Below are 25829 nucleotides of genomic sequence, written 5' to 3'. Positions count from 1 at the left end.
AATGTTATTTTCTAAGATATTTTTCTCTTGATCATTGCTGTATAGAAATGCTCTTTTGCCCGAAGACCTTCTTCGGGACGGCATCTTTTAGATAATAATCGAACAGAGCGAGCACACCCCGCGAAAAAGGGCTGTCGGCCTTCAACCGCTCAGGATGCCATTGAACGGCGACAATACTCCGTCCATCACTGCTTTCAATCGCTTCGACTGTTCCGTCATCGGCACGCGCGACGACTTTCAATCCGCTGCCGATCCTGTCTGCAGCTTGATGGTGCGAACTATTTACTATTCCATCCTCCTGCTTTATGTAATTTTTCAACTTCGATTCACTAATCAGAATAACCTTGTGAAACCTGTCTTCATCATCTGAAATTGCCCGGTGATTTCTTCCGTGAAATTTTTCCAGATCGATTATCAGCGTACCGCCAAAATAGACATTTAATACCTGCAGGCCGCGGCAGATCCCAACGATCGGGATATCCCTTTTCAAAGCCGCATCGATCATCTTATATTCGATGCCATCTCTTTCCGAATCAACTTTCACCGTTTCATCGGGCCATTCACCGTAAAGTTCAGGTGCGACATCGACGCCGCCCGTCAAGACGAGGCCGTCACAATTTTCAAGCTCATCTGAATTGTGTTTCGACAGCACGATAATTTCCGAATCGGGAAGAAGTCGCAAGAAGTTTTCGTAATTAACATCTTTTTCTCCGCAATCAGACATTCCTACCTTTCGGATCCTGTCACTCATTACTTTCACCAAAGGTTTTTACGAGCGCTGCTTCTATATGATCTTCGCCGAAACAGACCATGGCTTTCTCGTTCAGGGCAAAAATCTGTTTCACTTCCTCCTTCTCGCACAACTCTTCATCGAGAAAAATCCGCATCGCGTCTTTCGCCGTCGTCACCGCTATCAAGTCTTCATTGCCGCCGAATATTTCATCGATATCATATTCGTCGAACCAGTGATGATCTCGAAAAGTTCTTTTTGACACAGCTCCTGGCTTCAAGCTTTCGATTCCTGAAAAGAACTGTCCGGGCATTGCGATTGCACAAAAGGCCGCAACTTCTCTGCCGGCGATCATCTCAAGGGGATATCTCTGTCCGGCATGATCCGTGAAATAACACGGCAAAAAACTTACTCCGGCCATCGGAATACTCGAGTAATTCCTTAGGAAATCCCCCCCGGGGATGCTCCACTCACCGTGTGACGTAAGGACAACCAGATCGGCCCGGCGTATCCTCCTTTTAGAATCGCGTAAGCGGCCCGATGGCAAATAATAATCCTTTAGGTCTTCCAGGGAGCCTCTGAGCAGGACAAAATCCAAGTCGCGGTGCAGCCCTCTATTTTGAAATCCGTCATCCAAGACGAAAACATCCACGTCAAATTTTTCAAGGACATCGAGCCCGGCATGATAACGATCCTTCCGGACAGCGACGGGAATGTCCGGAAAATTCTGGGAGATCAATGCAGGCTCATCTCCAACCATTCGAACGTCCGGCTCAATCCCTTTTTGCGGACATGAAATAATCAAATCATCTGTCACACGCTTGTACCCCCGCGACAGAACAGCCGGTTTTTTGCCGAGCGATAAAATCTTTTCTACCAAATACATCACAAATGGCGTCTTGCCCGAACCGCCGACGGAGATGTTCCCGACGGAAATGACCGGCTTCGGTAATTTCTTAATCCTAAGAAAACGATTATCATAGCCATAATTTCTTGCCGCAACAACACCGCCAAATAACGTGCTGAACGGCAACAATAAATCTCTTATTCCCCGTGCCATCAAATCATCTTCAATATCAATTCGGCTGCCCTGTCGCATGCTCCCTCACCGCCAATAATGTTTTTCAGTTCTGCATACTTGCGCCTGATCTCATCCACAGCTTGATTGTCTGTCAAGATCTCTTTGACGAATGCCGCCGCCATTGGGGGTTTGAAGCCGTATTGAACTAATTCATGGACAATTTCTTGCTGTGCCACGATATTTACCAGCGAGATGGATTTTAACCGGACGAGCAATCTTCCTATGAAATATGTAGCGAAGCTTGTTTTGTACACGACCACGATTGGCAAATTATGCAGAGCTGCCTCAAGTGTTGCCGTGCCGCTTGTCACCATTCCTGCATCTGCTGAACTCATCAGCAATTCTACCTCAAGGCACAAATGAGCATTGAATCCAGATTGTTCCACGATTTTGTGGTATGTTTCATCTTCGACACCAGGAGCACATCCGATTATCGTCTCAAGCTCGATGCCATCATCTGCTAATTCCATCTTCAGGACTTTAACTGATTCAAGCATCGTCGGCAAAATCCGCTTTATCTCCTGCATCCGACTTCCCGGCAGCAGCGCAAGAAATTTCCTCCTTTTATTTACTGCCGAAAGAGCACTTGAGTACTTTTCTCGGAAATTCTCGACCTCGCCGGCGCGCGGAATTTTCATCTCGTCGACGAGGGGGTGGCCGATAAAGTGAGCGGTCACATTTTCCTTCTTATACATTTCTTCTTCAAACTTGAAGATGGTGAGCATTAAATCTACAGTCCGTCGAATTTTCTTTATGCGGCCTTTTCCCCATGCCCATATTTGCGGGCTTATGAAATAAACCACCTTCAACCCTTTTCTCTTTGCAAGTTCTGCAAAGCGTAAATTGAAACCGGGATAATCGACGAGAATCACCGCCGAAGGTTTTTCCTCTGCAATCACGCGGGATAAATCGCGTCTGACTTTCCTGAAGAACGGGAGCTTTGATATGATTTCGCCAAACCCCATCACCGACATTTCTTTCACATGATAGAGCAGTTCAACTCCGGCAGCCTTCATCCTGTCTCCTCCGATTCCAATCACTCGCAGGTCTCTTTCTCTTTTCATTCTCTCGACCACTCGAGCGGCGTGCTTATCGCCGGAAATTTCACCAGCAATAATCATACAAGTCTTGCTCATGCACCACCCCTGGATATTACGCGAAATACGATCAGGAGAATTGTCAATGAAGTCAGCGCAATTAAGGACGAGCGTTCCGAGCGAACGGCCCTCGGAAAATTAGGTCGCGGATTCGGCCTGCCGGGAACAACATCATCATTAATTCGAAATGTCTTTAATTTCGGAACAAAACGACGCACATTTGCGCAATAGATTTTCCAATCGGAAAACGTCTTCGATAAATATTCTTCCTCGATGCTTACAATGGCCCGGTATTGGAGAATAAAATAAAAGAGAGCGATCAATTGCAGCCATGGTACAAGGGCATTCGACATGATTCCAACACCTAGGTATATCAGGATATTTCCGATGTACAGCGGATTCCTTACGTGAGCGTAAGGGCCGCTTGTAACAAGCTGTGTCCCGCCCGCCTTTCCTGTAGTGCGTGTCTCGCTTCCCGCATATAATACTCCCCAGAAACGTATCGCTTCTCCTAAGAGCGAAATGACGAAACCAACAGCGAGCGACATGACCGTCGGCGAAGCAAACCATATCATGGCTATCAAAAAAGGGATAGGCGTATAGCTCCTGTAGGTGAACAAATAGTTTTTCCAATTTCTATTTATTAATGCCGTCATTCTGCCAGATAAGCCTCTCTGCGTTTCAGTTCCGCGCGATGGCGCTTTCTGAACTTTCCATCATTGAAAGTCTTGTTCATTTTTCTCATCACATCTTCAAAAGTCTCGAACGGGAAATACGTGATGTTGCTTTCCTCGCAATATTTCAACAGCTCGTCCTTCGCGAAAATCACATCGGCGTATTGAACGGCACACCGGTCCGAAAATCCGTTTCCTATGTAGATTACGACGTCATCAATCCCGGTCCTCGTCAGAATTTGATGACCCTTGCAATTACCGCACTTGCTGCAGTCCGACTGATAAGGGAACTCAACACGGATTCCGTTTGAATTGAAACGAACAATATTTGAATAAAACGGGACACCCGATATCCCGTTCAAGTCGAAAATTCTTTTGATGTAAAAATCGAGTCCATCGCTTAGAACGGAAATTTCCATCGAGCTCGATCTGCAGTATGCGATAAAATCTTTGAATGTTGGATCGATCTGGAAAGTTTCGACATACCTTAAAGCATCTTCCTCGTCCACCGCAACATATTCAGCCTCTTTCAGCGTCAGGTCTCGTCCGGACATTTTGCCTGCCTTCCACATCTCAACCGCTTTCAGCGACTCCGTTTCGTTTCCGAATTTTCTAAAAAATTGGTTCCCGACATCCTGCGTCGTGATGGTTCCGTCAAAGTCGACGAATACCTTAGGTCGTAAACTGGTCATTCCTTTGCCACCCAATCGTCTACAAATCTAACCGCGACGACTTTTGAAACTCCCTGCTCCTCCATCGTCACTCCGTACAAAGTGTCGGCGGCTTCCATGGTACGCTTGTTATGAGTAATTACAATGAACTGCGTATCTCCGGAAAATCTCTTGATCATTCTTACAAAGTTGTCGGTATTGTTATCGTCCAACGGACCATCGACTTCATCTAGAATGCAAAACGGGCTTGGCTTAACGAGATAGATGGAGAAAAGCAATGCAATAGCGGTTAAAGTTTTTTCTCCAGCGGAAAGCAAGTCGATCGACTGCGGTTTCTTTCCAGCGGGCTTCGCCATTATCTCTATCTTTGCTTCAAGCGGATCCACATTCTCCTCCAACCGGAGCTCAGCTTCTCCACCGTCGAACAGACTTTGAAATGTTACTTTAAAATTTTCCGAAATTTGGTCGAAAGTATCCTTGAACTTCTGGTGCGCTGTACGGTTTATCTCCTCGACGGTTTCTTTCAAAGTCTTCTCAGCTTCCAGCAAATCCCCACGCTGAGCGGTGAGAAAATCCAGCCTCTGCTTCTCTTCAGTGTATTCCGAAAAAGCGACGAGGTTGACTGGTCCGAACGATTCGATTCTTCCTTTGAGGTAGTTTATGCGCTCATGAGCGGCTCCCGCATCAAAGCCTGCAGAAAGATTCATGGATTCCGCCGTCTGCTGTGAAACATCCAAATTGTATTCTTCTTTCGCGCGCTCCAGAATCGCATCCGCATGGGCATCAAGTTCGCCAATCTTCAGAGTTACCTGATGGACAGCCTCAATTGCCGTCTCGTGATTCGCGCGAGCATCCCGTAACTCTTTCTCTTCAACTTCACTCTCGTCTTTCTTCGAAGACAGCTTCACCATCAAACCATTCGTCTGAGCATCCAGGGCGTCGATTTCAGAGCGCAAGTTTACCCGCCGATCTTCGTGTTCACTTAATTTCTTGCCTGCTTGTTCGATTGCAAGCTTTGCTGTCTCGATGTCCTCGTCCGCTCTCGAAATTCCTTCGAGATTTGTGGCGACCTGCTGGCGTGAGGTTTCTATCTCCCGTTTAAGAAAGTTCAGCTTGTTGACGCACTCGATGTGCTGTGCCTGGACTTCCCTCAAGATATCGTTTTTCTGCCTGTAGGCATCCTCAATCGTCTTAACCGCCTCCAGAGTTTTCTGATAATCATCTTCGGACGAACTTTTGCGCAGGCTCACTTCACTCAAAGCGGCTTCGACCTTAGCAAGCTCTGCGTCCGCATCGGAAATCTCAGTTCCCAATTTCATAACTCTGGCATGCATGTCGACAATTTGGGTTTCGACGTTTTGAAGGCTTCGCTCGCTTTCGACATTAGATTGCTCAACACGCGCCAATTGCAGCTCAAGATTCCTTAGAGTATCGTTCCCGGTTTTGATCGGAATTCCATCAATTTGCGATTGAAGTGCGGCAATCTCTCTTTCGACGCCGGACAATTCGCCGGATAATTTTTGACTTTCACTCTTGAGTTCTTCGAGTTGTTTTAATTTTCCGACCCTGCCGCCTTCGGTCTTACGCGTGCTTCCGCCCCTGATTATACCTTTTGAAGAAAAAACATCTCCCGAAAAATTTACGCACGTAACTGAGCCATCTTCCTGCAGAATTTTCTCGGCCTCGGAAAAATTTTCGACGACCGCAACATTTTCAAAAAAATATTTCCCAATCTGAATGTTCTCAGTAGAAGTCGATACATGATCCATCAGCCGTCTCTGTGCGGCCGGGTTCGGCCGCGGCGCCGGAGAGACTATTTTATCGCGACAAATAAAAGTTACTTTTCCAAGGTCACGCTTTCTAAGTGCATCCACTGCGCTCAGCGCGGCATGCTCGTCGGGAGCTACAAGAAAATTCGATGCCTCACCGAGAATCGATTCCGCGGCAATTCGATAATCCGGCTCCACGTAAAAAATGTCGCTTAGAATTTCAAACTTAGGGAGACCGGCAACCTCGCCGCGCGCAAGCGCCTTCGCGCCATCCGGAACGCCTTCCAAATGTTCGACGAGACCGTTCAAGAAATCCGCTCTTGCGTCATTTGCCTGCTGTCGGTCCCGAAGTTTCTGCGCTCTTTGCTTTTCTCGCTCCACTTCGCTGAACAACTCCTCACGATGTCTTTCGAAATCAGTGAGGTTTTTTTTCTCACTCTCTATTCCATCGATGATTTTTTGTTTTTCCGCACGCGAGCCTTCGACCCTCGATGATAACTCGTCTTTCTCGGTCTCAAGCTGATTCATCCTGATCGCGAGCTCCTCGTTGTGCGACTGGAGTCTCTCAAGCCGGGCATGGCATCGCTCCCGCTCGTTCTGCTTGACCGCAAGGCCATTCAATATCTGTATCAGATCATCATGGCTCGCATTTGATTTCTCTCTTGCGGAGAAGAGCTGTTGTTCGGAATTTCTAAAGTCCTCCTGTTCGGTCGCCAGAGAAACAGAAAGCTCCTTCTCTTCCTCGATCGATTCATCAAGGCTCAATTCGAGCTCATTCATCTGCGACAAAAGCGACTCGTTCTTTGCAGCGAGATCAATTTTCCGCTTATCGAGTGAAGAAACATTTTCGTTGAGTCCGCGTTTTCGTTCGCTCAATACTGCGACTTCCTCATCGACTGCGTGAAGATCGGTCTGCTTGGTCGCCCGCTGCTGGCGCAAAATTGACAGGCTCTTTTCGCAATCATCGATTTCGGAACGAATCAGCTTTAAGATCTCCTCTTGATGTGAAAGTGCATCGAGCGAGTTTGCCTTTTCGGTTTCGCTCACGGACAAACTTTCTCTAAGCGGCGCAATTTTAGACAAAACCGAGCTGTACTCGGCGAACAAATATTGCCGCTCGAGGAGATTCAATTCGTCCATAAACTGCTTGTAGTGCTCCGCCTTTTTCGCCTGCCGCTCAAGGGAATTCACTTTCTTCTCAATCTCGGCGATCAGATCGTTCACCCTCAATAGGTCCCTCCGGACGTCGTCAAGCTTACCGAGAGCGGCTTTCCTTCTTGCCTTGTACTTTGTCACACCTGAGGCTTCTTCGAACATTTTTCTTCGCTCGTCCGCATTTTCGCGCAAAATATCCTCGACCATCTTAAGTTCAATCACGGAATATGCCGTTGGAGCCATGCCCGAATCCATAAGCATATCCTGGATGTCTTTCAGGCGACACTGATTGCGGTTGACAAAGTACTCTCCCTCGCCGGAGCGAAACACCCGGCGCGTTATGCTTACCTCGGAATAATCTACCGGAAGCAGTCCCTTGTCATTTTTCAAAGTGATTGTTACCTCTGCCATTCCAAGAGCTTTCCGGTTCTCAGAGCCGTTAAAGATCACGTTCTCCATGGAATCGCTTCGAAGCATACTGGTACGCTGCTCGCCGAGCACCCAACGTATTGAATCGAGTACGTTGGTTTTGCCGCACCCGTTCGGTCCGACGACGGATGTTATCCCGCCGTTGAACGTAAGCTCCGTCTTTGTCGCGAACGATTTGAAGCCGAATAATTCTAACTTGGAGAGAAACATTTGATTATTCTATCCTCTTTTTACGTTCACGTGCACCACCGCTCATTCTATATAAACTTGTTCTGAGATAAGAAATTATAGAAAAATTTCGTGTAGGAGAGAACGCCGTCTGTTCCGTTATAGTAAACAGTCAACAGTACGATCACTATTATCAAAAATACCGAGCCGATGATGCCGACCCGCAGAGTCGGAAGATCATATATCACGCCGATGCCATGGAATAATCTGAGAAGACTCCACAAGAATAGGAGGACAAGAACGATCCAGGCTCCCCAGACGAATCTTGAATCGCCGAGCAGTCTAAAAAGGATCATGTCAACCAGAATTAAAACCGCCATCGGAAGTGTCGACCACGTTGCGACCGTAAATGCGCTTACCAGCTGGAGCCGTATTTTTGCGATGAGGGAAAAGAGTTTAATGACCAGAGTGATAAATGAAATTACGACCATACAAAAGGCGGTGAACGCGAGAATAAATTCCGCGGGATGCCAGACTAAGTAATCAATTTTTATTTTTAGAAAATCGCTCGGTATCAGAATCCCAAGAAGGCGATCGAAAACGTAGTTGTCACGATATGCATAAAAGAGAGACGATAGATAAATTGCAATTCCTGCCGCGACCAGCAGCAGCACCGTGAAAGTCTGGAAAGCAGAGATCATCCTTTGGTCGCGTATGTCCGCAAAAAAATTATACGGCCTGAATATTGCCCGTGCAGCGCTTTCGCGGAACCACCTTCGACTGTAATGAAGATACGTCACCATCACAAGAAGCAGCGTCGACAATATCACGTAAATTATCGGCGGCGAATCCGCATAATTTCCTATCGGCAAAATAGGAAGAGTCTCGTCACTGAAGAGCGAACGGACGGCCATAAATGCAGGGCGCTTTTCCCGCCAATAGCTTACCAGACCGAAGGTATATAAATACGGGTGTCCGTTTTGCATGAGATGCGGCGTCGCACCCTCCCAATCGGCAAAACTATTTATCGAAACGCCGGCGACATTCGCTTCCTCCGCTGCTCCGTAAGCATCCACCAGGTATCTTGCCTGATGTTCAAGAGAAAGAGGGTCGGAGTAACCGTCATGGTTGCTCATTTGGCATTGAGTTCCTACGGAAGAAATCCAAAACACGGTGCTCGGGTACTGCTGCGAAAGATTTGTCAAAAAATCTTTGAGCTTCCTGGCTGAGTTGAACTGCGTTAAGTCCAAGCCCACAAAGTCCGCATCAGTAGCAATCCCGTCAACCGGACCGGCCAGAGGCGTGTAGTAGACCAGTCTATCCGCATCGTCATGAACAATCGAAGTCATCGATGAAATAAGATCTACCGTCGCCTTCGATGTTGGATCGAGGTTGCTTCCTGCCGACACCGCGACAACGCACGGGTGAGAACACGTTAAGGATATCAATTCCCTGAGATAGTTCTGCAATGCTCTTTTGTACTGGCTGTCCTCTATAACTGAAGGCGGCGCATCGGTAAGGGGCGTCTCTTCAAAAACCATCAAGCCGAACCGGTCGCAAAGGTCGAGCAATTCCGGTGAAGGCGGATAGTTAACCACTCTGATCGCATTAGCACCGAGAGTCTTAATAACAGCGATGTCCTTTTCTATCTGGACGTCGTCGACTGCGGCTTCTGCTTTAGGATAGTCGACAACGTAATTAACGCCCTTTATGAAAATCGGGTCTGAATTCAGAAAGAATTTTCCGTTAGAAAGCTGAAAGGATCTGAAACCGATATTCTCTGAATACTCATCTATCAGATCCGAGCCTTTGCTCGACTTGTTTAAATAAAAAACTGCCTCATATAAATTGGGACTTGCAGGCGACCAGAGGTTAACGTCTTGAACCTGCATCGAGAAATGCAGTTTAGTATTATGATTCTGAGCAAGACTAAAGGAATTATCGGCAGATTTTGCGACCACTTTCCCCGTCGATTTGTCTATTATCTCTGCGTGACCCCGTAACGACAGCGAGGTCGATGTCGAATCCAACCCGTACCTTGTGTAATCCGACGCATAGACAACAACATCACTTTCTAAAGTTGCGACGCTGTTATTCGGATTCATGGAAATCTTTATTGAAGGTCTATCCATATAGATCGGAGGCTTCACCTCAAGATAGACATCCCTGAACAAACCGCCGTAACATTTCGGCTGGAAGGCAAGCTGTTTCAATGGAATAGAGGAAACGGGGTTCAACTCATTGTTACAAATTATTTGAATTAAATTCTCATCACCTGATTGGAGAAGCCTGTCCGGTATCTTCACTTCGAATTGCGAGTATGCCCCGTTATGAAGAACGACGTATTCATTATTCACTCTTACCTCGGTTGTCGTCCCTCCTGTCCCAAGAGTCAGCGTAAAAACATTCTTAGATACCACCTCATCGGGAATAAAAATGCGTTTTTCAAAAATCACATTCTTGTCGTCGAACGTTCCAGGGATATTCACAAGTTTCCAAGTCTTGCCGTTATCAGCGGAAGCCTGCCACTCGCCGTCGAGAAGGATTTTTCCCCTCGTCGGTGTAAGCTGAACGTATGTTAGCCCATTTTGTCTCAGATCATCCTGAGGACTAACTTCTTGGGCAAACACAGAGGAGAAAAGTAAGAAAAATAACGGAATCGTTAGCTTTCTAATGTGCGGATGGAGCATTTATTGAGATTTAACTCCCATTGTCCATAAATTTAACAAATTTTGGAGGGGAATGCAATGAGACGGATAATGGATTCTTACCTATTTTGAATTTTTAAACCAGCTAAGCGATCTTCTGGCGGCAACTTCGCCGGCATGAATCATCTCGTCTAACTTGTCGAAGTTTGCCCAATTAGTATTTCCCACTTTCGGGCTTATCACATGATCGGCGATATCAAGACAGGTCTGATCCAGCAAGTGACTCGTTATCTCATTCGCTCTCAGTGCAACATCAAACGCCGTTCGGAGCTCAAAATCTCTTCTCATTGTCATTGAAACATCGACCGCAATTACTTTTCCGCTGAATGTGTCACGCGCCGCCTTTACCGGCACTATCCCGGTGACACTGCCATCGGTCAGAACGTAGTTGCCTAATCTCAGTGTTTCAACTATACCCGGTATGAGCGAACTCGCAATTACAGCAGGCCGAATCTTGCCGCTTCTAAACACTACTTGCCGTCCTGATACCAAGTCAGATGCGATGCTGATAAACGGGATTCTCATGGCACTGAATTGGATATCGGGCAGGAGATAATCGAGGGTATCCTTCAAAATATTTTGGGAGAAGAGTGCTTTCTTCGAGGCGGCCTTAAGATAAATAAAGCCACGGCCCAATTTATTGACGATTCTACTCGGCCTCTGAACAGTGTCCGGATTCTCGGACAGGAGAAAAAATGTTTTGCTGAATTTTTGATGAAATTGGCTCTGCAAGAATTTTTTGAAAATCTCTTCGACTTCAACAGCGTTGCCGTAGTAAGCGTACATCGCACCGATGATTGCACCCATGCTTATGCCGGCGATTCCCCCGATGTTGATTCCTTCAGCCTGAAGAACTTTTAATACGCCGATGTGAGCCAATCCCCGGGCACCGCCGCCGCCAAGGGCGAGGACATATTCGGAATTCTTTTTCCTGACTGAAAGCAATTAATGCACCACTTTGTTGCGCTAGTTCACCCGCTCGACCACAAAGCGCGTCAGGTTCAGAAGGGCATCTTTCGCGGCAGAACCGGGGATATCCTCAAGTTCCATCTTCGCTTTCTGAACAAACTCCGTAGCCTTCCCTCTCGCGCGATCTATGCCGCCATGACGCTCCGTAAACTCAATCACCTCATCAATCCTCGAACCCCGTTTCCCATTTTTAAGAAGCCTCAGCGTCTTTCGGCCCTCTCGCTCTGGTGCGTTTCCGAGAGCATAAATAAACGGAAGGGTGACTTTCCTTTCGCGAATGTCACTGCCTATCGGTTTCCCAAGGGTCGCCCTTTTCCCTTCGTAATCCAGAACATCATCCTGGATTTGAAATGCCATCCCGAGATACTCGCCGAAATTTTTGAAATGATTTATAACCCGTTTGTCATCTGTTGCACTCGCTGCACCCATCTCGCAGCAGCTCGAAATCAGCGACGCAGTTTTATCGGAGATAATCCTGAAATAAGTGCTGTCATCCATATCAAGCTGTCTCGATTTCTGGATTTGAAGAAGTTCTCCTTCGCTCATCCGTTTAACCGCAGCGGAGCTGATCTGCAAAAACTCGTATTCATTATGAACCAGCGAAAGCAAAAGTCCGCGGGAAAGAAGATAATCTCCCATGAGGACGGCAATCTTGTTCTTCCATGTTGCATTGATCGAGGCAAGACCGCGTCTCACGTCCGCGTTGTCGACGACATCATCATGGATCAGTGTGGCCGTGTGAAGAAGTTCCACGAGTGTAGCGGCCCGATAAGTGCTCTCGCTGATCTTCCCGCTTGCCTTTGCAGACAACAGAACCAGGATGGGACGAATCTGCTTTCCTTTCTGGTGCAGCAAATATCTTGCGATGGTATCCACGATACCGACCGATGAGCGGATTGCCGACTTAAACTCCTTGTTGAAGAGTTTTATCTCTTCTCTAATCGGAAAGATGATTTCCTTTATGTCCAAAAATTCACCCGTAAAAATTAAGCGGAGGCTTCTTCTTTTTTCCGTTTGTTTGCGCGGGTCACCTGTACGACTATTATGGATACTTCATAAAGCAGGTAAAGAGGAATCGACATCATGATCCAGCTTGCAATATCCGGAGGAGTGATCAAAGCGGCCACGAGCAGGATTACGATAACGGCATGTTTTCTATATTTGCGGAGAAACTCCGGGCTCAGAATTCCAAGCCTCGCCAGAAAATACGACAGCATCGGAAGCTCAAACACTATGCCGCTTGCTAAAATTATTCCGACGAGAAACCCGAAGTACGATTGCACATCAATAATGTTCTCGATGTACGGCGACCCGAACACCGCAAAGAACCCGAGTGCATTCGGTATTAAAACGTAATACGCGAATGCCCCTCCTATAAGGAAAAAGGAGGTCGAGAAAAAAACAATCCACCCTATATACTTACGTTCATTAGGATACAGCGCAGGCTCTATGAATTTCCATAAATGATAAAGAGTGTTCGGAATACTCAGAACCAATCCGGCAACAAAAATAATCTCCATGTACAAGACCATCTGCCCATACGGTTTAAGGTTCTGTATCTTTAGGGGAGGTTTGCTGTGAAGCGCGGGCGCTAGAAGAAACTTATTTACGATGAAGTCTGCGAAGATGGCACAGATGGCCGTACCTATCACTATGCCTACAAGAGACCAGATGAGTCGCTTCCGAAGTTCTTCGAGGTGACCCCAGAAGGACATCTCTCCCGCGGTGTCGTTGCCGGATAAATTATCTTCAACTTTTTCACTCATCAGCCAATAGAGGAATGCTCCCGTACAAGATCATACAGGGGAAATTTGCTGCATAATTCCGCGACGTCCTCTTTGACCTCACGGTAAATCTTCTCACTCCCGATATTCATTACGACCCTGTCTATCAAATCTGCTATAGCAGCCATCTCTTTTTCTTTGAACCCCCGCGTAGTCACGGCGGGTGTTCCGATTCTTATTCCACTCGTAATCAACGGCGACTTGTCATCAAAGGGGACTGCGTTCTTATTTACAGTGATTCCGGCCCGATCGAGAGACTCCTGCGCATCTTTCCCGGTGACATTTTTATTTCGAAGATCGATCAACATCAAATGGTTGTCCGTCCCGCCGGAAATTATTTCGAATCCCTTTTGCGTAAGATACGAAGCGAGAGCGCTCGCGTTTGAAATGACCTGTTTTGAGTAAGTAATGAATTCCGGTTGAAGCGCTTCACGGAATGCAACCGCTTTCGCGGCAATGATGTGCATGAGAGGTCCGCCCTGAATCCCAGGTATCACCATCGAGTCGACAAGCTCCGACATCATCTTTCGGCGGCCGCTCTTCGGTGCAACGACTCCAAAGGGATTTTCAAAGTCTTTCCCCATTAGAATCAGCCCGCCCCTCGGACCGCGCAGCGTCTTATGGGTCGTCGAAGTTACGACGTGGCAATATGGCAAGGGATCATTCAAAAGTTTTGAAGCAATCAAGCCGGCCGGATGCGCAATGTCTGCGAAGAGAAATGCGTCTATCTTGTCGGCGATCTCACGGAACTTTTCATAGTCTATGTTGCGAGAATACGCGCTGGCCCCGACCGTTATCAATTTCGGTTTTTCTTTCACGGCGATACGTTCCACTTCATCGTAGTCTATATATCCTGTTTCCTTCTTGACACCGTAAGCGACGAAATTGTACAGCTGGCCTGAGAAATTTACCGGGGAGCCGTGGGTAAGATGGCCGCCGTGGGATAGGTTCATCCCGAGGACTTTATCTCCAGGCTTTATAAATGAAAAATAAACCGCCATGTTCGCCTGAGAGCCGGAATGCGGCTGGACATTGGCGTAATCCGCACCGAACAATTTTTTCACGCGCTCGCGCGCGAGATTCTCCGCTGTATCGACAAATTCACATCCTCCGTAATATCGCTTGCCGGGATAACCTTCGGCATACTTGTTCGTCATTACGGAACCGGCCGCAGCGAGGACGGCTTTACTTACAAAATTTTCAGACGCTATAAGCTCAAGCGTATTATTTTGCCGGGCTATTTCATTTGCAATCGCCTGAAAAACTTGCTCGTCAGATTTTTTAAGAATCTCTATGAAATCCATGATATCCTTTTATGAATTTGAAAATTCGCTAACATCCGGTGAGAGTGTGAATCTTGTTGACACGCCGCTCATGCCTCCCACCGTCAAACGGCGTCGACAGCCAGAGTCGTACCATCTTCTCAGTTGTGTCCCAATCGGTGAGCCTCTCACCGATGCTCAGCACGTTTGCATTGTTGTGCCTTCGAGACAGTTCCGCCATTTCGAGGTTCGCGCAGAGAGCAGATCGAACGTTCTCAACCTTGTTCGCAACGATGTCTACTCCAATCCCGCTTCCACAAACAAGTATTCCTTTCTCGCATTCTCCGGCTCCAACGGCTTTGGCGGCTACATAGGCATAGTCCGGGTAGTCGCTCGGCTTATCGTTATATGCGCCAAAATCCTTGTACTCAACATGCAACTGGTCAAGGATCTTTTTCAGTTTCTCTTTGTATTCAAATCCGGCGTGATCGGAAGCTAGTGCTATCAAATTCAGTCTCCTTCAGGACGGGCAAACCATCCTTCGCCCATCGTGATTGAAAAATACAGCCGGAAGATTTGTTCTCTCAATAGAAAATCGCTTGATAATCCACGCAAGCCGTATTGAGCAGAAATAGATGCTGTTGAAGAGAAACTCAGCGGAACCTCAACGCCGGCAGTCAAGAAAAATTCATCCATTTGCTTATCCTGTCCGGATTTAGTTCGCACAACAAATTGAGTCTTTTGATAATAAAGCCCCGCACGCAGGATTCTCTTATCGAAAAGCGAACTGAACTCCCGTCCTTGAAGAATCTCCACACCCCCTCCAATAAAAAGGGCGTCTTTTAACGAGCCAGCCGGAGTATACGTGTCATAATATTTTGAAAATGACTGCGTCCTGATATCAAGCATTGCCCTAACACGGTTGCTGAATGATTTTGAAATTCCGATTCCAAATTCGGGGGGTATATACCCTCTTGCACCCTGCGAAAACGGAGAATAAAGAGTATCCTCATAAAGATTTTCCAGGACAGAGGTTCCCCTGAGATTATAAGCGAATTTATAAAATCCTCCGAGAGAAACGCCTTTCAAGAAATCCGTCTGTACCAGCTTATCGAGGCTGTCCAGGACAATTCCTATCGTTCCGCTTGAACCTTGCATGTATGAGCTGTAGTCGGAGTACGTATTTGTATATGATGAATTGTTGAAATCCACGGTGGTCGTATTTTCTATCCTGCCAAATGCATACTGGAACATCCCACCTAGATTTACATCGTGGAACGGTGAGAAGCTCATCCCCACAAAGCCTTCGCCCAATCCGCCGGAACCTGAAGACTTGTAAGCGTATGAGGGGACAGTGGGAACATAATTAGAGTCAAACGAACTGTTGATCGAAAAATTGTAGGATGTAAGCGGAGTAAAACCGGCCGCTACGGTCATGCCAAGGTTTGCATCGATCGGCAGAGCAAAAATTCCTCCGCCGAAATTTCCGTTCGCATAGTACGAAGACAAAGAAGTTGAATCATCCCTGGAAGTCAGACCGGAAAAGTCATAAGACACTGTGAATTGCACGTTCTGTAATCCGGACCATGTTGCAGGATTGTAGCAACTTAGGAACCCGTTTCCGGTCAGTGCGATGCCTGAATTGCCCATTCCTGCAGACCAGCTGCTTCCGAAACTCGTGAACGCGCCGATCCCTTTTGCCGCAAGCGGTGTTCCATCCTGCGCACAAACGTTCGAGGTGCAGAACAGCAACACAAGAAGGGCGGCCCTGATAATGGACCGCTGGAATAGTAATAAAATTGATTTTCGTTTCATTTTTTCCTTACCGCCGGTGCATAGATTATAGAAAGTCTCGGCTTCAAAGAATCAGGGGCATTCTCGTTATAGATGAAGCGTGAATCGATACTGTTATAATCGTCATATCGAGTAATCATGAATCCATAACCATAGTTTCCTTGGTTGCTAAGCATCTGCTGAACTATCAATGCTACGGGAAATGTGTACTTATTCCTGACAACACTGTCACGCGTGCTGACTGCAGCGCCGGCGAGACTAAGAGCGTGCGTAGACGGGTCTGTCTGATAATATGCCCAGAGAGAGTCCGACGACTGACCGGAATAAAGAGTATCTGAAGAATTAGTATATAACGTAAGCTGTGCGAAGTTCACGACGGAGTAATTCGGAATACGGCTCAGATCGAAAACGATGTTTCCGTGAAGCCCTGTACCACTTTGCACTGCGAATGTCTGTGAGGGAGAAGAAATCGAAGTGTTCGCCACGTAGGTCGAAGCGCTTGTGGTGGAAGTGACGGTATCAGATACTCCGTTGATAACGCAGTAGATTTCAATCGTAGGCTCATATCCGGTACCGGAGTATGCGGATGAATACACTGATACTACGCCCGATGTGTTGGCTGGTTTTATTATGAAACCATCATTGGTAAAATTACTATCTTGAGTCGCTTTCACCCAGCGCCTTACCAGACCCGTGTCGATTTGAATCACGACATCCGAATCATTAACAAACGATGCCGACGTAAGAACTATGTTTGCGCTTTCAATCTTCCCTTCACTCTGCAAAAGTGCAACGCTGTCCCAGGTAAATGTGGCAGAGTTCCATGACGTATCGAATGCATAGCCTTCAAACTGTAAATTGTGGACATCATAAGCGTTCACATTAGATCCGTTCGCCTGTAAAACATAAGCGGTGCGCCGCAATATTACCTGCGCCGACATGATAGTGGTCGCATTGTAGATAGAATCAGGCAGAACAAAATTCAACAGCATATCCGCTTCTGACCATGGAACCTTACCCAGGCATAGCACAGTGTCAAAGAGACCGGAGCCGTTGGCCAACCCCTGGTTAACTTCCGACGTGGTCACTTTTGCTCTCAGCGAATCTGAATCATAAAAATGCGGAGTCACCGTGGTGTCGCTAGTAACAAGCCACGATCCTGTTTGGTTAAACCTGTTTGTGCAACCAGCTATCCACAATGCGAAGGCACATGCTACTAGAGAAAATTCAATTATTCTTTTCAATTTTTTTCTTGACAAAATTAGTGACAAAATCGTAAAGGCTTTCAGCAAGATAATCTATTTTGATTCGGTCGTCAATGCACCGCTGGCAATCTGTTTTGCCGTAGCCGGTCATGACGAGTGAGGTTATTGCTGCTGCATTATCACCGTATTTTACGTTGCTCCATTTATCCCCTACCACAAAAGATGAAGACAAATCGAGGTCAACTTGCCCGGTCGTCACAAGACCGCGGGCAACTCCGGACTGGTTTGAGATTACTACGACTTTCAATCCGAGATTATTAGCTGAAGAAATTGCTTCGGGTGAATTTTGTATGAATTCGACTTGATCAGAACCGGTGAGGCGATCCTTGTCGATATTAATCTTTCCGTCGCGATCGATAAAGATTGCTCGCGTCACTTCTCTAAGATTTTATTGTAAAGCTCTGTGTAGAGTTTTGCAGAATTTTCCCACGAGAAATCCTCGACCATGGCGTTTCGCATGAGCTTTTGCCAATTCTTTCCGTCACTGAACACCCCAATCGCTCTTGCAACCGCCTTGACCATCTCGCTTGCTTTGTACTTGTCAAAGAAGAAGCCGGTTCCGGTTCCCTTCTGCAGATTCACTTCGCTGACCGTATCGGCAAGTCCTCCAGTCCTTCTTACAACCGGAATTGTGCCGTATTTCAAGCTGTACAGCTGGTTCAATCCGCACGGTTCGAATCTGCTGGGCATAAGAAATATATCGGCAGCTCCCTCGATCAGATGCGACATCTCGTCATCGTATTTGAGCTCGAGGGCGAATTTTTCAGGATATTTTTTTACCAGCGATTCTAATTTGGAATGATATTCCTTCTCGCCCGCTCCCAGAAGGACAAAGTGCAAATTCATTTTCATAAGTTCAGGGAACCCCTCGATCAAAAGATCGATCCCTTTCTGTTCGACGAGACGCGTCACCATTCCGATGAGCGGTGCTTTAGGGTCAAATTTCATGTTAAAACGCTTCAATAGATATTTCTTGTTTTCGACCTTTGCGTCGAGAGTTTTAACACTGTACTTGAACGGGATGTATTTGTCGGTATCAGGATTCCAGATGGCATAGTCGATCCCATTCACAATCCCGGTGAAGACTTTTTTCCTTTTCTTCAGGATTCCTTCCATTCCGCAGCCGTACTCCTGCCCGTCAGAAATCTCCTCACTGTATGTTTCACTCACGGTCGTAATATAATCCGAATAAACGATACCTGCTTTCATAAAACTGAGCTGTCCGTAAAACTCCGCTCCCTCGGCGGTGAACACGTCCGCGGGCAAGCCTGTTTTTTGGAATGTCTCTTTGGGAAAGTTGCCCTGATAAGCGACGTTATGAATCGTGAATAGAGTTCTGATCTTTTTGAAAAACGGATCTTTGCCATAGACCTTTTTCAAGTATGCAGGCACAAGTCCGCTTTGCCAGTCATTGCAATGAATTATGTCCGGTGCCCATCCCAGCCGCTTCAATATTTCAAAAACGCTCCGCGAATAAAAAATAAATCTTTCATCGTTATCGTGGTAATCCTTCTTCGCTCTCGGATCCTGATAGATTCCCGGCCTGCCGTAAAAGTCCGAGTTGTCGATAAAATAAATTTGGACTTTTATTCGTTCTCCGACCAGAAACGACGACTTGACGTCCAACTTCGCAATTTTTTTCCCTATCGGTATATCGATATTCTTTAACCGGATTATTTCATGAATGCGGAATTTCCTTTCGTTGACAAATCCATATCGTGGAATCGCGAGCCTGATGTCGTTTCCGATTTCTTTCAAAGCCTGCGGAAGCGCACTGGCAACATCGGCGAGTCCTCCGGTTTTTGCAAAAGGAAATACCTCCGAGGAAAGGAATAAAACATTGAGGGGTCTTGTCATTTCATTTCACGATTTGTTTGTTAAAAGTACCAAAAAAAATGCTGATAATCAACGAACCGTGGTGCCGGCGGGAATTTTCCAAGTGTCCGCGACATCCGAGCAATGTCGACGTCATGATACTTTTTTAACATCTTGTTTCCAGATTGAGCTTGGTTTAGGGCTTTTCTCCTTATTATATTCATCATACCATGATTCTCGACGTATCTTCAGGATTTCCGTACTATATCTCACTGGTCGGTACCGCAGATTATAAGCAGCTTTTCCTCTCACAGGAAAATCTCAAGCTCTTATCTTCTGTCACTCCGGCTCAGGCAGAACACAGATATGCTCCGGGAAAATGGAGCATAAAGCAGATCGTGGGACACATGACAGATCATGAAAGGATCATGACGTACCGGACTCTGAGAATCTCCAGAAGAGATACGACTCCGCTGCCTGGTTATGATCAGGAATTATTTGTCAATAACAGCAGGTTCAACGAGTTGAATTACATAGATGTTTTGGAAGATTTTCAGAACGTAAGACAAGCTACAATCAGCCTCATGAATTCATTCTCGCCTGAACAACTCCAGTTAAGAGGAACGGTGTGGAAATCTGAACTAACAGTCGAGGAAGCTCTGAAAGCTACGATCGGCCATGAAATCCACCATATTGGTGTTATCAAAGAAAGGTATTTGAAATAAGCAAGTCTTTATCCCCCGGGGGTGATGCTCTTTTTCTTGAACACGGGATGACATGGAAGAATCTTCATTTCCCTTCCGCCTTTTTAATCTCCTCCGTTCAGTCCATAAGCAGTATGATTTCTTTATCGATGAAGCATTTGAAACCTTGTCTAATTGCGCCGGAATTTGAATGCGCGTTCCATCCTGGCCGCGCTTTCGCGAGGACAAATCTTGAATCACTGAACACAGTAAAATATATTTGTTTAAATTTATTCGGATTCTAAAATGAAATTGGAATTTATCGGCGCCGCTCAGACCGTCACCGGTTCTATGCACCTTCTCGAATTAAACGGGAAAAAAATCCTGCTCGAATGCGGCCTTTATCAGGGAAAGCGGGCGGAAAGCATAAGGATCAACAAGAACTTTGACCTTTTCCATCCCGCACAAATTGATGCGGTCATTCTTTCTCACGCTCATATCGATCACAGCGGAAATCTTCCCAACTTAGTTAAACAAGGGTTTTCCGGACCTATCTATGCAACTCCGGCAACCCGCGACCTCGCTGGAATCATGCTCGCCGACAGTGCTAAAATTCAGGAACAGGACACAGAATTTCTAAATAAGAAACTTGCAGAAAGACGCGAACCGCCTGTCGAACCGCTTTATACAACGGAAGACGCCCTCTCCGTAATGCCTCTTTTTGTTTCCGTATCATACCACAGGGAAACCGCCGTGACCGACGGCGTGAAGCTCACATTTCTCGATGCCGGCCATATTCTCGGGAGCGGAATGGTGCAACTTCGAATCGGCAGTAACGGCGACGGAAAAACATTTTTATTCACAGGAGATCTCGGACGCCATGGTCTGCCGATTCTTAAGGACCCCGAGGTCGTGCGCGATGCTGACGTCCTAGCAATGGAAAGCACTTATGGCGGCAAACTCCACGACCCTATCGAAGGAATGGAAGGCAAGCTCGCCGAGGTTATACTGCGGACCGTAAAGCGCAGTGGGAAAGTCATCATACCAGCTTTCAGCGTGGAACGAACTCAAGAAATAACCTATACGCTTCATCGCTTGTTCGAAAACAAAACGCTTCCTCGAATCCCTGTTTTCGTCGACAGCCCGCTCTCGGTCAATGCAACGGAAGTTTTCCGATTGCATCCCGAATGTTTCAATAAAGACATTTTCAAAATGGTGATAAACCATGAAGATCCGTTCGGCTTCGAGTACATAAACTACATTCGTACGGTCGAAGACTCGAAAAAACTGAATGACATCAACGAACCGATTGTCATTATTTCGGCGTCGGGAATGTGCGAAAGCGGTAGGATACTTCATCATCTGGCAAACAATGTCGGCAATCCGAACAACACGATCATGATTGTAGGCTACCAGGCGGAAAATACGTTGGGAAGAAGGATTATCGAACATCAACCCGTGTTGAAAATTTTCGGAGAAGAACATCAATTAAAAGCGGAAGTGGTCGAAATGCATTCTTTCTCCGCTCATGCGGATCACAACGACCTTATGAACTTCGCTAAAAATTTTGACAACAGAAAGCTTCAGAATATTTTTCTGGTGCATGGAGAAGTCGAGGGGCAAAACGCCCTCTCACAATCTCTGATTCAGGCGGGTTACAAAAATATCTGTGCTCCGAAGAGGGGCGATTCGCTCGAGCTTTTCGAATAATGAATGCTATCGTCAAGGCGAAGTATGTTGTTTTTCTCTTTGTCTTTGTCTCCATTTTCTCCGGATGCCAAAAACTTTCTTCAATCCCGACGGCAAACGACAACTTCATAGTTGTCCCACCGACTGATTTATTGGTTGTAGGGGCAGAAGATGCATCCATACTGATCTATTGGCAGCCAGTTTCCGCCGTGGGCTTTTCCTATTACAACATCTACTTCGGGACGAATACCAAAAGACTTCATTTCATATTAGAGACGTCAAACAACTATTTCTTCATCGACAGTCTAAGCTACGACTCAACTTATTATTTTCAAGTAACCGCGGTTTATCTCAACGACAGTGAAAGCACCCCCAGCAACGTTGTTTCAGCAAAACCGATCAACGTTTATCCGCCTAACATGCCGACCGGTCTGAACGTCCAAGGGCATAATGACAACTCCGGGAAATACGTGACCGTGATCTGGTCGGCAAATACTGAAGGCGACCTCGGAGGATATGAAATCTACAGGGATACTTCTGCGGACTTTCAGCCGGACACGTTATCATTTTCCAACCTCGCGGCGATAGCGAATACAAACGCGTTTCGCGACACTTTGAACCTCGATGTTGACAAAAACTATTTTTACAGGATAGTTGCATTCGACTTTGCTCACTGGAGAAGTCTGCCTTCGTCAGCTGCGGGCGATCAAATATTGGCACGGCCCCTGCTTATTTCACCCGAAGACGAGTCCGCTATCAATGCTCAAAACGATCTGGTCTTCACATTCACCAACGTTACAGGCGCCAGCGGGTATATTCTTTATATCTCAACATCTCTCAGTGGAGGCGACATTTATACCACTGCACTAGCCCCCGATCAAAATTCTTTTACATTACCGGGTTCATCGTTAACTCCTAATGAATTATATTTTTGGCATGTCGGCGCGACAACGGTTGATCAAAATACCCCGAATTCCGTAAGCAACATCTACAGCTTTTCTTTGACTCAATGATAGAATTCAAAACGGTAAGTAAGAAATACGGATTCAGTGTTGCAGTCGATTCAATTTCATTTCGTATCGACGACGGCACCGCATGCGGTTACATCGGACCAAACGGCGCCGGGAAGACAACGACGGCCAGGATCATAGTCGGGCTCGAGAAGCCCGACCGCGGCGAAATCAAGGTGGCTTGGAAATCAGGACCACCCATCTCTGCTCTAGGAACTCATGATCCGCACCATGTAATCAGGAACCACAAATCGGGTATCGGCTACGTCCCGGAATCGGCAAAGCTTTACGAATCAATGACCCCGGCCGAGACGATCACCATGGCATCCCTCTTACGAAAGTTCGACAAGAAAGAAGCCATTAAGAGACTTGAAGTATTGTCACAAATACTCTCGTTCCGGGAATATCTTAAGAAACCCATTCAGGGCCTTTCAAAAGGCACCAAACAAAAAATCGTCATCAGCCTTGCTCTCATGTTCAATCCGAAAGTCCTGGTTCTCGACGAACCAACTGACGGATTGGACGTTCAAGCTGTGGTTGCATTAAAGCGGCTGATCAAATCGTTCACCTCACACGGCGGCACAGTGTTCTACAGCTCGCACCTGCTCGACATAGTAGAGAGTGTCTGCGACAAAGTTTATTTCATAGACAAAGGACAAATTGTCGGGGAATACTCGAGCAACGATTTCATTGGCAAGCGCGGCTACCTGGAAGACGTTTTCATGGAACATGTCGACTCACAAAATCATCTCGTAGATGCTTTCTTCGAGAATAACATTTAGCTTTCTTATCCCGGCCTTGTTTATTTTAAGCTCAAAAGGGATGGCGCAATTTCAGGGTGCTGTTGCCGACAGCGACGTTGCGTTGACGGCGTTCGATCAGAATCTAAATACATCAGACTGGTATGGAATCGCTTCGGCGAACCATGATACGAAATTCGGAAGTATCGGGATAAATGAAAATTTTCATTCCGTCTTGATAAAAGGCTCCGAAAATTTGATCAGGGATGAACAAAACTTCGGCGCAGGATTGAAACGGGAAATATTTCAGGACATTTACGGCATAGGCACAATCCAATCTAATTTCGTCAGTGATAACCGGCAGATAGGATTGAATTCCGTCGGTGCGTCATCAGTATTGGGTGGACTTACTTACTCAATATTTTCCGACACGCTTCTCGGAGAACTGGGCAACAAGTGGGACCGGCAGGCAGGTGTTGACAACAGCGGGCTGAGTTATATATTCCACGGTGCGACAGTTTTCTCGCCGCTAAAAGATAGCAGACTCTTTCCGTCAATTTCTATTCAAGGTGAACAGATCTTCCCGCGAAGAAATTACGACAGGGCTGCAGGCGTCAACTATTCCCAGTTTTTTTCACAAGGGTCATCGATAAATTTCAACGGGCTATACAGTTCTCAATTGAGAGATTTTTATTTTTCTGATTCCGCCTTACAGCCGATTTATGGAGTCACCAACAATATCCAGGACAGATCGGAAAATCAGAGCTTATTCTCCGCCGGTATCGTTGTGCCGGTTCTCTTTTTTCAACTGACCACCCATGGAAGCGTCGGCCAAAGACAAATCGACTTTACTAGCCGCTACAAACTAAACAACAACTCAACGAATCCTGCACTTAACTTGTATGATACCGGAATAAAGGTATTAGATTTCGATTTGAGCGGTCAATTAACGACAGAGGTGGATGACGATACACTATCTGCCACCATGGCACATTCCGAGAGAAATGAAACCCACACAGTGATCAATTATGATACACTCAATTCTTTCACCCAGCAGCAAATCCAGCAGCAATCTCAACTGAATAATATCGGGACAAGGAACACACTCGCGGGAGAAATTCACTTGCATTTTGGAAACACCTCACTGGGCATGACGGGATTAGCCTCCATCCTGCATTATGATACTCCTAGCATCCTGAATTACGACGACCGTGATGAACTTACCAATACGCTTGCGTTGATCCTCAGCCGCGACTTCAATCCCTTTTTTCAGGCGGCACTGGGATTGGAAGCGGACCTGATCCACATCGTCTACATTGAGTCGCAGCGAAGCGCGAACAATAACAGGAATTTTATTTATCGACTCTTCCCTACGATCACTTTTTCAAATTCGCAAATCCGTTCCTACAACAAGTTTGAAGTCCTCGCAAACTACACGGTATACGACTATGAAGCCTTTTCTCAGGTACATTCCTATTCGTTTCGTCAAGCTTCATTCCGGGATTCGACAGCGCTGGATTTGACTTCCAAACTAACAGTTCTCTTCTTCGGCGATTTAAAACTTTACACGAGAGGCGAACTCTATTGGTCAAGTTTTTCGGAATATCCTCTGAACTATTTCGTCGATCGAACTATCTGGATATCGCTTTTTTATAACTCCGAACTTTATCGCTGCGGCATCGGATATAAATATCTAGCGTTGACCCAATACAATTATACCACGGCAGCGTCTAGAAGCTTCGCCTCGCAGCAGACTAATTCAGGTCCGACAACCTACCTATCATTAAACATGTCCCATCTTCAATTGATACTGTCAGGCTGGTACCAGGTTTTTTGGCAATCATTGCAAAGTCCGGTTGTGTATCCTAATTTCGAGTTGAGCGCAAGATACGTTCTATGACACGTGTACTACATGAACATATAGTCGTCAGCAGCAGACACTCGGCCGTCAAATTCGCTGAACATAAACTGAAGTCTGTCCTCGACAGGATTAATATAACCGCCTCACAGGAACATAACCTCTTGGTCGCGGCAAGCGAAGCTGTCAGCAATGCTGTGGTACATGGAAATAAAAATGATCCCAAAAAGAAGGTGCTGCTAGATGTAAATTACGATGAGCGCGAAATAACTGTGGAGGTTCAGGACGAGGGGCGGGGATTCAATCCAACAAACGTTCCTGACCCGCTATTACCCGAAAATTTGATGAAGCCAAGCGGGCGGGGGATCCATATCATGAAGTCACTCATGGACAAAGTGAAGTTTGAATTCACTCCGAAAGGGACAAGGACAATTATGAAACTGAAATTAGGAAAAACAAAATAAAAGAAGTTATGACA

22 protein-coding genes are annotated in these 25829 nt (G+C 46.4%); 6 read left to right on the top strand and 16 right to left on the bottom strand.

The genetic code is table 11. The features are described from left to right. Positions 1 to 31: 31 nt before the first annotated feature. From VLX91_16255 to glgA, 16 genes are all read right to left on the bottom strand, one after another. Entirely contained in the window at positions 32 to 751 is a 720-nt protein-coding gene (locus VLX91_16255) for a gamma-glutamyl-gamma-aminobutyrate hydrolase family protein (protein ID HUI31762.1), read from the bottom strand. After that, positions 744 to 1829: a tetraacyldisaccharide 4'-kinase gene (lpxK, locus tag VLX91_16250; protein HUI31761.1), complete on the bottom strand. Its 1086-nt coding sequence runs from the start codon at positions 1827 to 1829 to the stop codon at positions 744 to 746. Before lpxK ends, VLX91_16255 begins: the two co-directional genes overlap by 8 nt. Next, complete coding sequence (gene lpxB / locus VLX91_16245; GenBank protein ID HUI31760.1) at positions 1790 to 2947, bottom strand: lipid-A-disaccharide synthase; 1158 nt, start codon at positions 2945 to 2947, stop codon at positions 1790 to 1792. The genes lpxK and lpxB overlap by 40 nt, the downstream gene beginning before the upstream one ends. Next, positions 2944 to 3564: an isoprenylcysteine carboxylmethyltransferase family protein gene (locus tag VLX91_16240; GenBank protein HUI31759.1), complete on the bottom strand. Its 621-nt coding sequence runs from the start codon at positions 3562 to 3564 to the stop codon at positions 2944 to 2946. Before VLX91_16240 ends, lpxB begins: the two co-directional genes overlap by 4 nt. After that, entirely contained in the window at positions 3561 to 4274 is a 714-nt protein-coding gene (locus VLX91_16235) for an MtnX-like HAD-IB family phosphatase (protein ID HUI31758.1), read from the bottom strand. Before VLX91_16235 ends, VLX91_16240 begins: the two co-directional genes overlap by 4 nt. After that, positions 4271 to 7816, bottom strand: coding sequence for a chromosome segregation protein SMC (smc, locus tag VLX91_16230; protein ID HUI31757.1), 3546 nt, complete (start codon positions 7814 to 7816; stop codon positions 4271 to 4273). The genes VLX91_16235 and smc overlap by 4 nt, the downstream gene beginning before the upstream one ends. Before the next feature lie 47 nt (positions 7817 to 7863). Then, positions 7864 to 10404: a glycoside hydrolase family 2 TIM barrel-domain containing protein gene (locus VLX91_16225; protein ID HUI31756.1), complete on the bottom strand. Its 2541-nt coding sequence runs from the start codon at positions 10402 to 10404 to the stop codon at positions 7864 to 7866. Positions 10405 to 10545: 141 nt separating this feature from the next. After that, on the bottom strand, positions 10546 to 11427 hold the full coding sequence (locus VLX91_16220; protein HUI31755.1) for a patatin-like phospholipase family protein: 882 nt from the start codon (positions 11425 to 11427) through the stop codon (positions 10546 to 10548). Between the two features lie 21 nt (positions 11428 to 11448). After that, positions 11449 to 12420, bottom strand: coding sequence for a polyprenyl synthetase family protein (locus VLX91_16215; GenBank protein ID HUI31754.1), 972 nt, complete (start codon positions 12418 to 12420; stop codon positions 11449 to 11451). 17 nt (positions 12421 to 12437) lie between these two features. Continuing rightward, positions 12438 to 13217, bottom strand: coding sequence for a twin-arginine translocase subunit TatC (gene tatC / locus VLX91_16210; GenBank protein ID HUI31753.1), 780 nt, complete (start codon positions 13215 to 13217; stop codon positions 12438 to 12440). Next, positions 13217 to 14539, bottom strand: coding sequence for a serine hydroxymethyltransferase (glyA, locus tag VLX91_16205; protein ID HUI31752.1), 1323 nt, complete (start codon positions 14537 to 14539; stop codon positions 13217 to 13219). Before glyA ends, tatC begins: the two co-directional genes overlap by 1 nt. 28 nt (positions 14540 to 14567) lie before the next feature. Further along, the gene (rpiB, locus tag VLX91_16200; GenBank protein HUI31751.1) at positions 14568 to 15005 is read right to left on the bottom strand and encodes a ribose 5-phosphate isomerase B; all 438 of its coding nucleotides are present in this window, start codon (positions 15003 to 15005) and stop codon (positions 14568 to 14570) included. A gap of 2 nt (positions 15006 to 15007) precedes the next feature. After that, entirely contained in the window at positions 15008 to 16312 is a 1305-nt protein-coding gene (locus VLX91_16195; protein HUI31750.1) for a hypothetical protein, read from the bottom strand. Further along, a complete protein-coding gene (locus VLX91_16190; protein ID HUI31749.1) occupies positions 16309 to 17535 on the bottom strand; it encodes a DNRLRE domain-containing protein in 1227 nt (408 codons plus the stop codon). Before VLX91_16190 ends, VLX91_16195 begins: the two co-directional genes overlap by 4 nt. Then, complete coding sequence (locus VLX91_16185; protein HUI31748.1) at positions 17519 to 17932, bottom strand: hypothetical protein; 414 nt, start codon at positions 17930 to 17932, stop codon at positions 17519 to 17521. Before VLX91_16185 ends, VLX91_16190 begins: the two co-directional genes overlap by 17 nt. After that, positions 17929 to 19413: a glycogen synthase GlgA gene (gene glgA / locus VLX91_16180; protein HUI31747.1), complete on the bottom strand. Its 1485-nt coding sequence runs from the start codon at positions 19411 to 19413 to the stop codon at positions 17929 to 17931. Before glgA ends, VLX91_16185 begins: the two co-directional genes overlap by 4 nt. A 188-nt stretch (positions 19414 to 19601) precedes the next feature. On the opposite strand from glgA, the gene VLX91_16175 reads away from it, so the two are divergent. The 6 genes from VLX91_16175 (at position 19602) to VLX91_16150 (ending at position 25815) form a co-directional block, all read left to right on the top strand. Then, a complete protein-coding gene (locus tag VLX91_16175) occupies positions 19602 to 20096 on the top strand; it encodes a DinB family protein (GenBank protein ID HUI31746.1) in 495 nt (164 codons plus the stop codon). A 264-nt stretch (positions 20097 to 20360) separates the two neighbouring features. Then, the gene (locus VLX91_16170; protein HUI31745.1) at positions 20361 to 21764 is read left to right on the top strand and encodes an MBL fold metallo-hydrolase; all 1404 of its coding nucleotides are present in this window, start codon (positions 20361 to 20363) and stop codon (positions 21762 to 21764) included. After that, positions 21764 to 22756: a hypothetical protein gene (locus VLX91_16165; GenBank protein ID HUI31744.1), complete on the top strand. Its 993-nt coding sequence runs from the start codon at positions 21764 to 21766 to the stop codon at positions 22754 to 22756. The genes VLX91_16170 and VLX91_16165 overlap by 1 nt, the downstream gene beginning before the upstream one ends. Continuing rightward, on the top strand, positions 22753 to 23535 hold the full coding sequence (locus VLX91_16160; GenBank protein HUI31743.1) for an ABC transporter ATP-binding protein: 783 nt from the start codon (positions 22753 to 22755) through the stop codon (positions 23533 to 23535). Before VLX91_16165 ends, VLX91_16160 begins: the two co-directional genes overlap by 4 nt. A gap of 40 nt (positions 23536 to 23575) precedes the next feature. Further along, entirely contained in the window at positions 23576 to 25393 is a 1818-nt protein-coding gene (locus VLX91_16155; GenBank protein HUI31742.1) for a hypothetical protein, read from the top strand. Beyond that, positions 25390 to 25815 carry an ATP-binding protein gene (locus VLX91_16150; GenBank protein HUI31741.1) on the top strand — a complete coding sequence of 142 codons (426 nt, stop codon included), beginning with the start codon at positions 25390 to 25392 and terminating at the stop codon, positions 25813 to 25815. The genes VLX91_16155 and VLX91_16150 overlap by 4 nt, the downstream gene beginning before the upstream one ends. Positions 25816 to 25829: the final 14 nt, after the last annotated feature.

The organism is Candidatus Acidiferrales bacterium, from assembly GCA_035515795.1.
Lineage (GTDB): Bacteria > Bacteroidota > Ignavibacteria > Kryptoniales > JAKASW01 > JAKASW01.
The sequence above is the reverse complement of the archived record's forward strand: the minus strand, read 5'-3'. Positions and strand labels throughout refer to the sequence as shown.

Coding starts and splice junctions, on each gene's coding strand:
- VLX91_16165 (HUI31744.1), top strand. CDS start 21,764: ATGAATGCTATCGTCAAGGCGAAGTATGTTGTTTTTCTCTTTGTCTTT.
- VLX91_16240 (HUI31759.1), bottom strand. CDS start 3,564: ATGACGGCATTAATAAATAGAAATTGGAAAAACTATTTGTTCACCTAC.
- VLX91_16160 (HUI31743.1), top strand. CDS start 22,753: ATGATAGAATTCAAAACGGTAAGTAAGAAATACGGATTCAGTGTTGCA.
- VLX91_16155 (HUI31742.1), top strand. CDS start 23,576: ATGGCGCAATTTCAGGGTGCTGTTGCCGACAGCGACGTTGCGTTGACG.
- VLX91_16255 (HUI31762.1), bottom strand. CDS start 751: ATGAGTGACAGGATCCGAAAGGTAGGAATGTCTGATTGCGGAGAAAAA.
- tatC (HUI31753.1), bottom strand. CDS start 13,217: ATGAGTGAAAAAGTTGAAGATAATTTATCCGGCAACGACACCGCGGGA.
- VLX91_16175 (HUI31746.1), top strand. CDS start 19,602: ATGATTCTCGACGTATCTTCAGGATTTCCGTACTATATCTCACTGGTC.
- VLX91_16170 (HUI31745.1), top strand. CDS start 20,361: ATGAAATTGGAATTTATCGGCGCCGCTCAGACCGTCACCGGTTCTATG.
- glyA (HUI31752.1), bottom strand. CDS start 14,539: ATGGATTTCATAGAGATTCTTAAAAAATCTGACGAGCAAGTTTTTCAG.
- lpxK (HUI31761.1), bottom strand. CDS start 1,829: ATGCGACAGGGCAGCCGAATTGATATTGAAGATGATTTGATGGCACGG.
- VLX91_16235 (HUI31758.1), bottom strand. CDS start 4,274: ATGACCAGTTTACGACCTAAGGTATTCGTCGACTTTGACGGAACCATC.
- smc (HUI31757.1), bottom strand. CDS start 7,816: ATGTTTCTCTCCAAGTTAGAATTATTCGGCTTCAAATCGTTCGCGACA.
- glgA (HUI31747.1), bottom strand. CDS start 19,413: ATGACAAGACCCCTCAATGTTTTATTCCTTTCCTCGGAGGTATTTCCT.
- lpxB (HUI31760.1), bottom strand. CDS start 2,947: ATGAGCAAGACTTGTATGATTATTGCTGGTGAAATTTCCGGCGATAAG.
- VLX91_16150 (HUI31741.1), top strand. CDS start 25,390: ATGACACGTGTACTACATGAACATATAGTCGTCAGCAGCAGACACTCG.
- VLX91_16195 (HUI31750.1), bottom strand. CDS start 16,312: ATGAAACGAAAATCAATTTTATTACTATTCCAGCGGTCCATTATCAGG.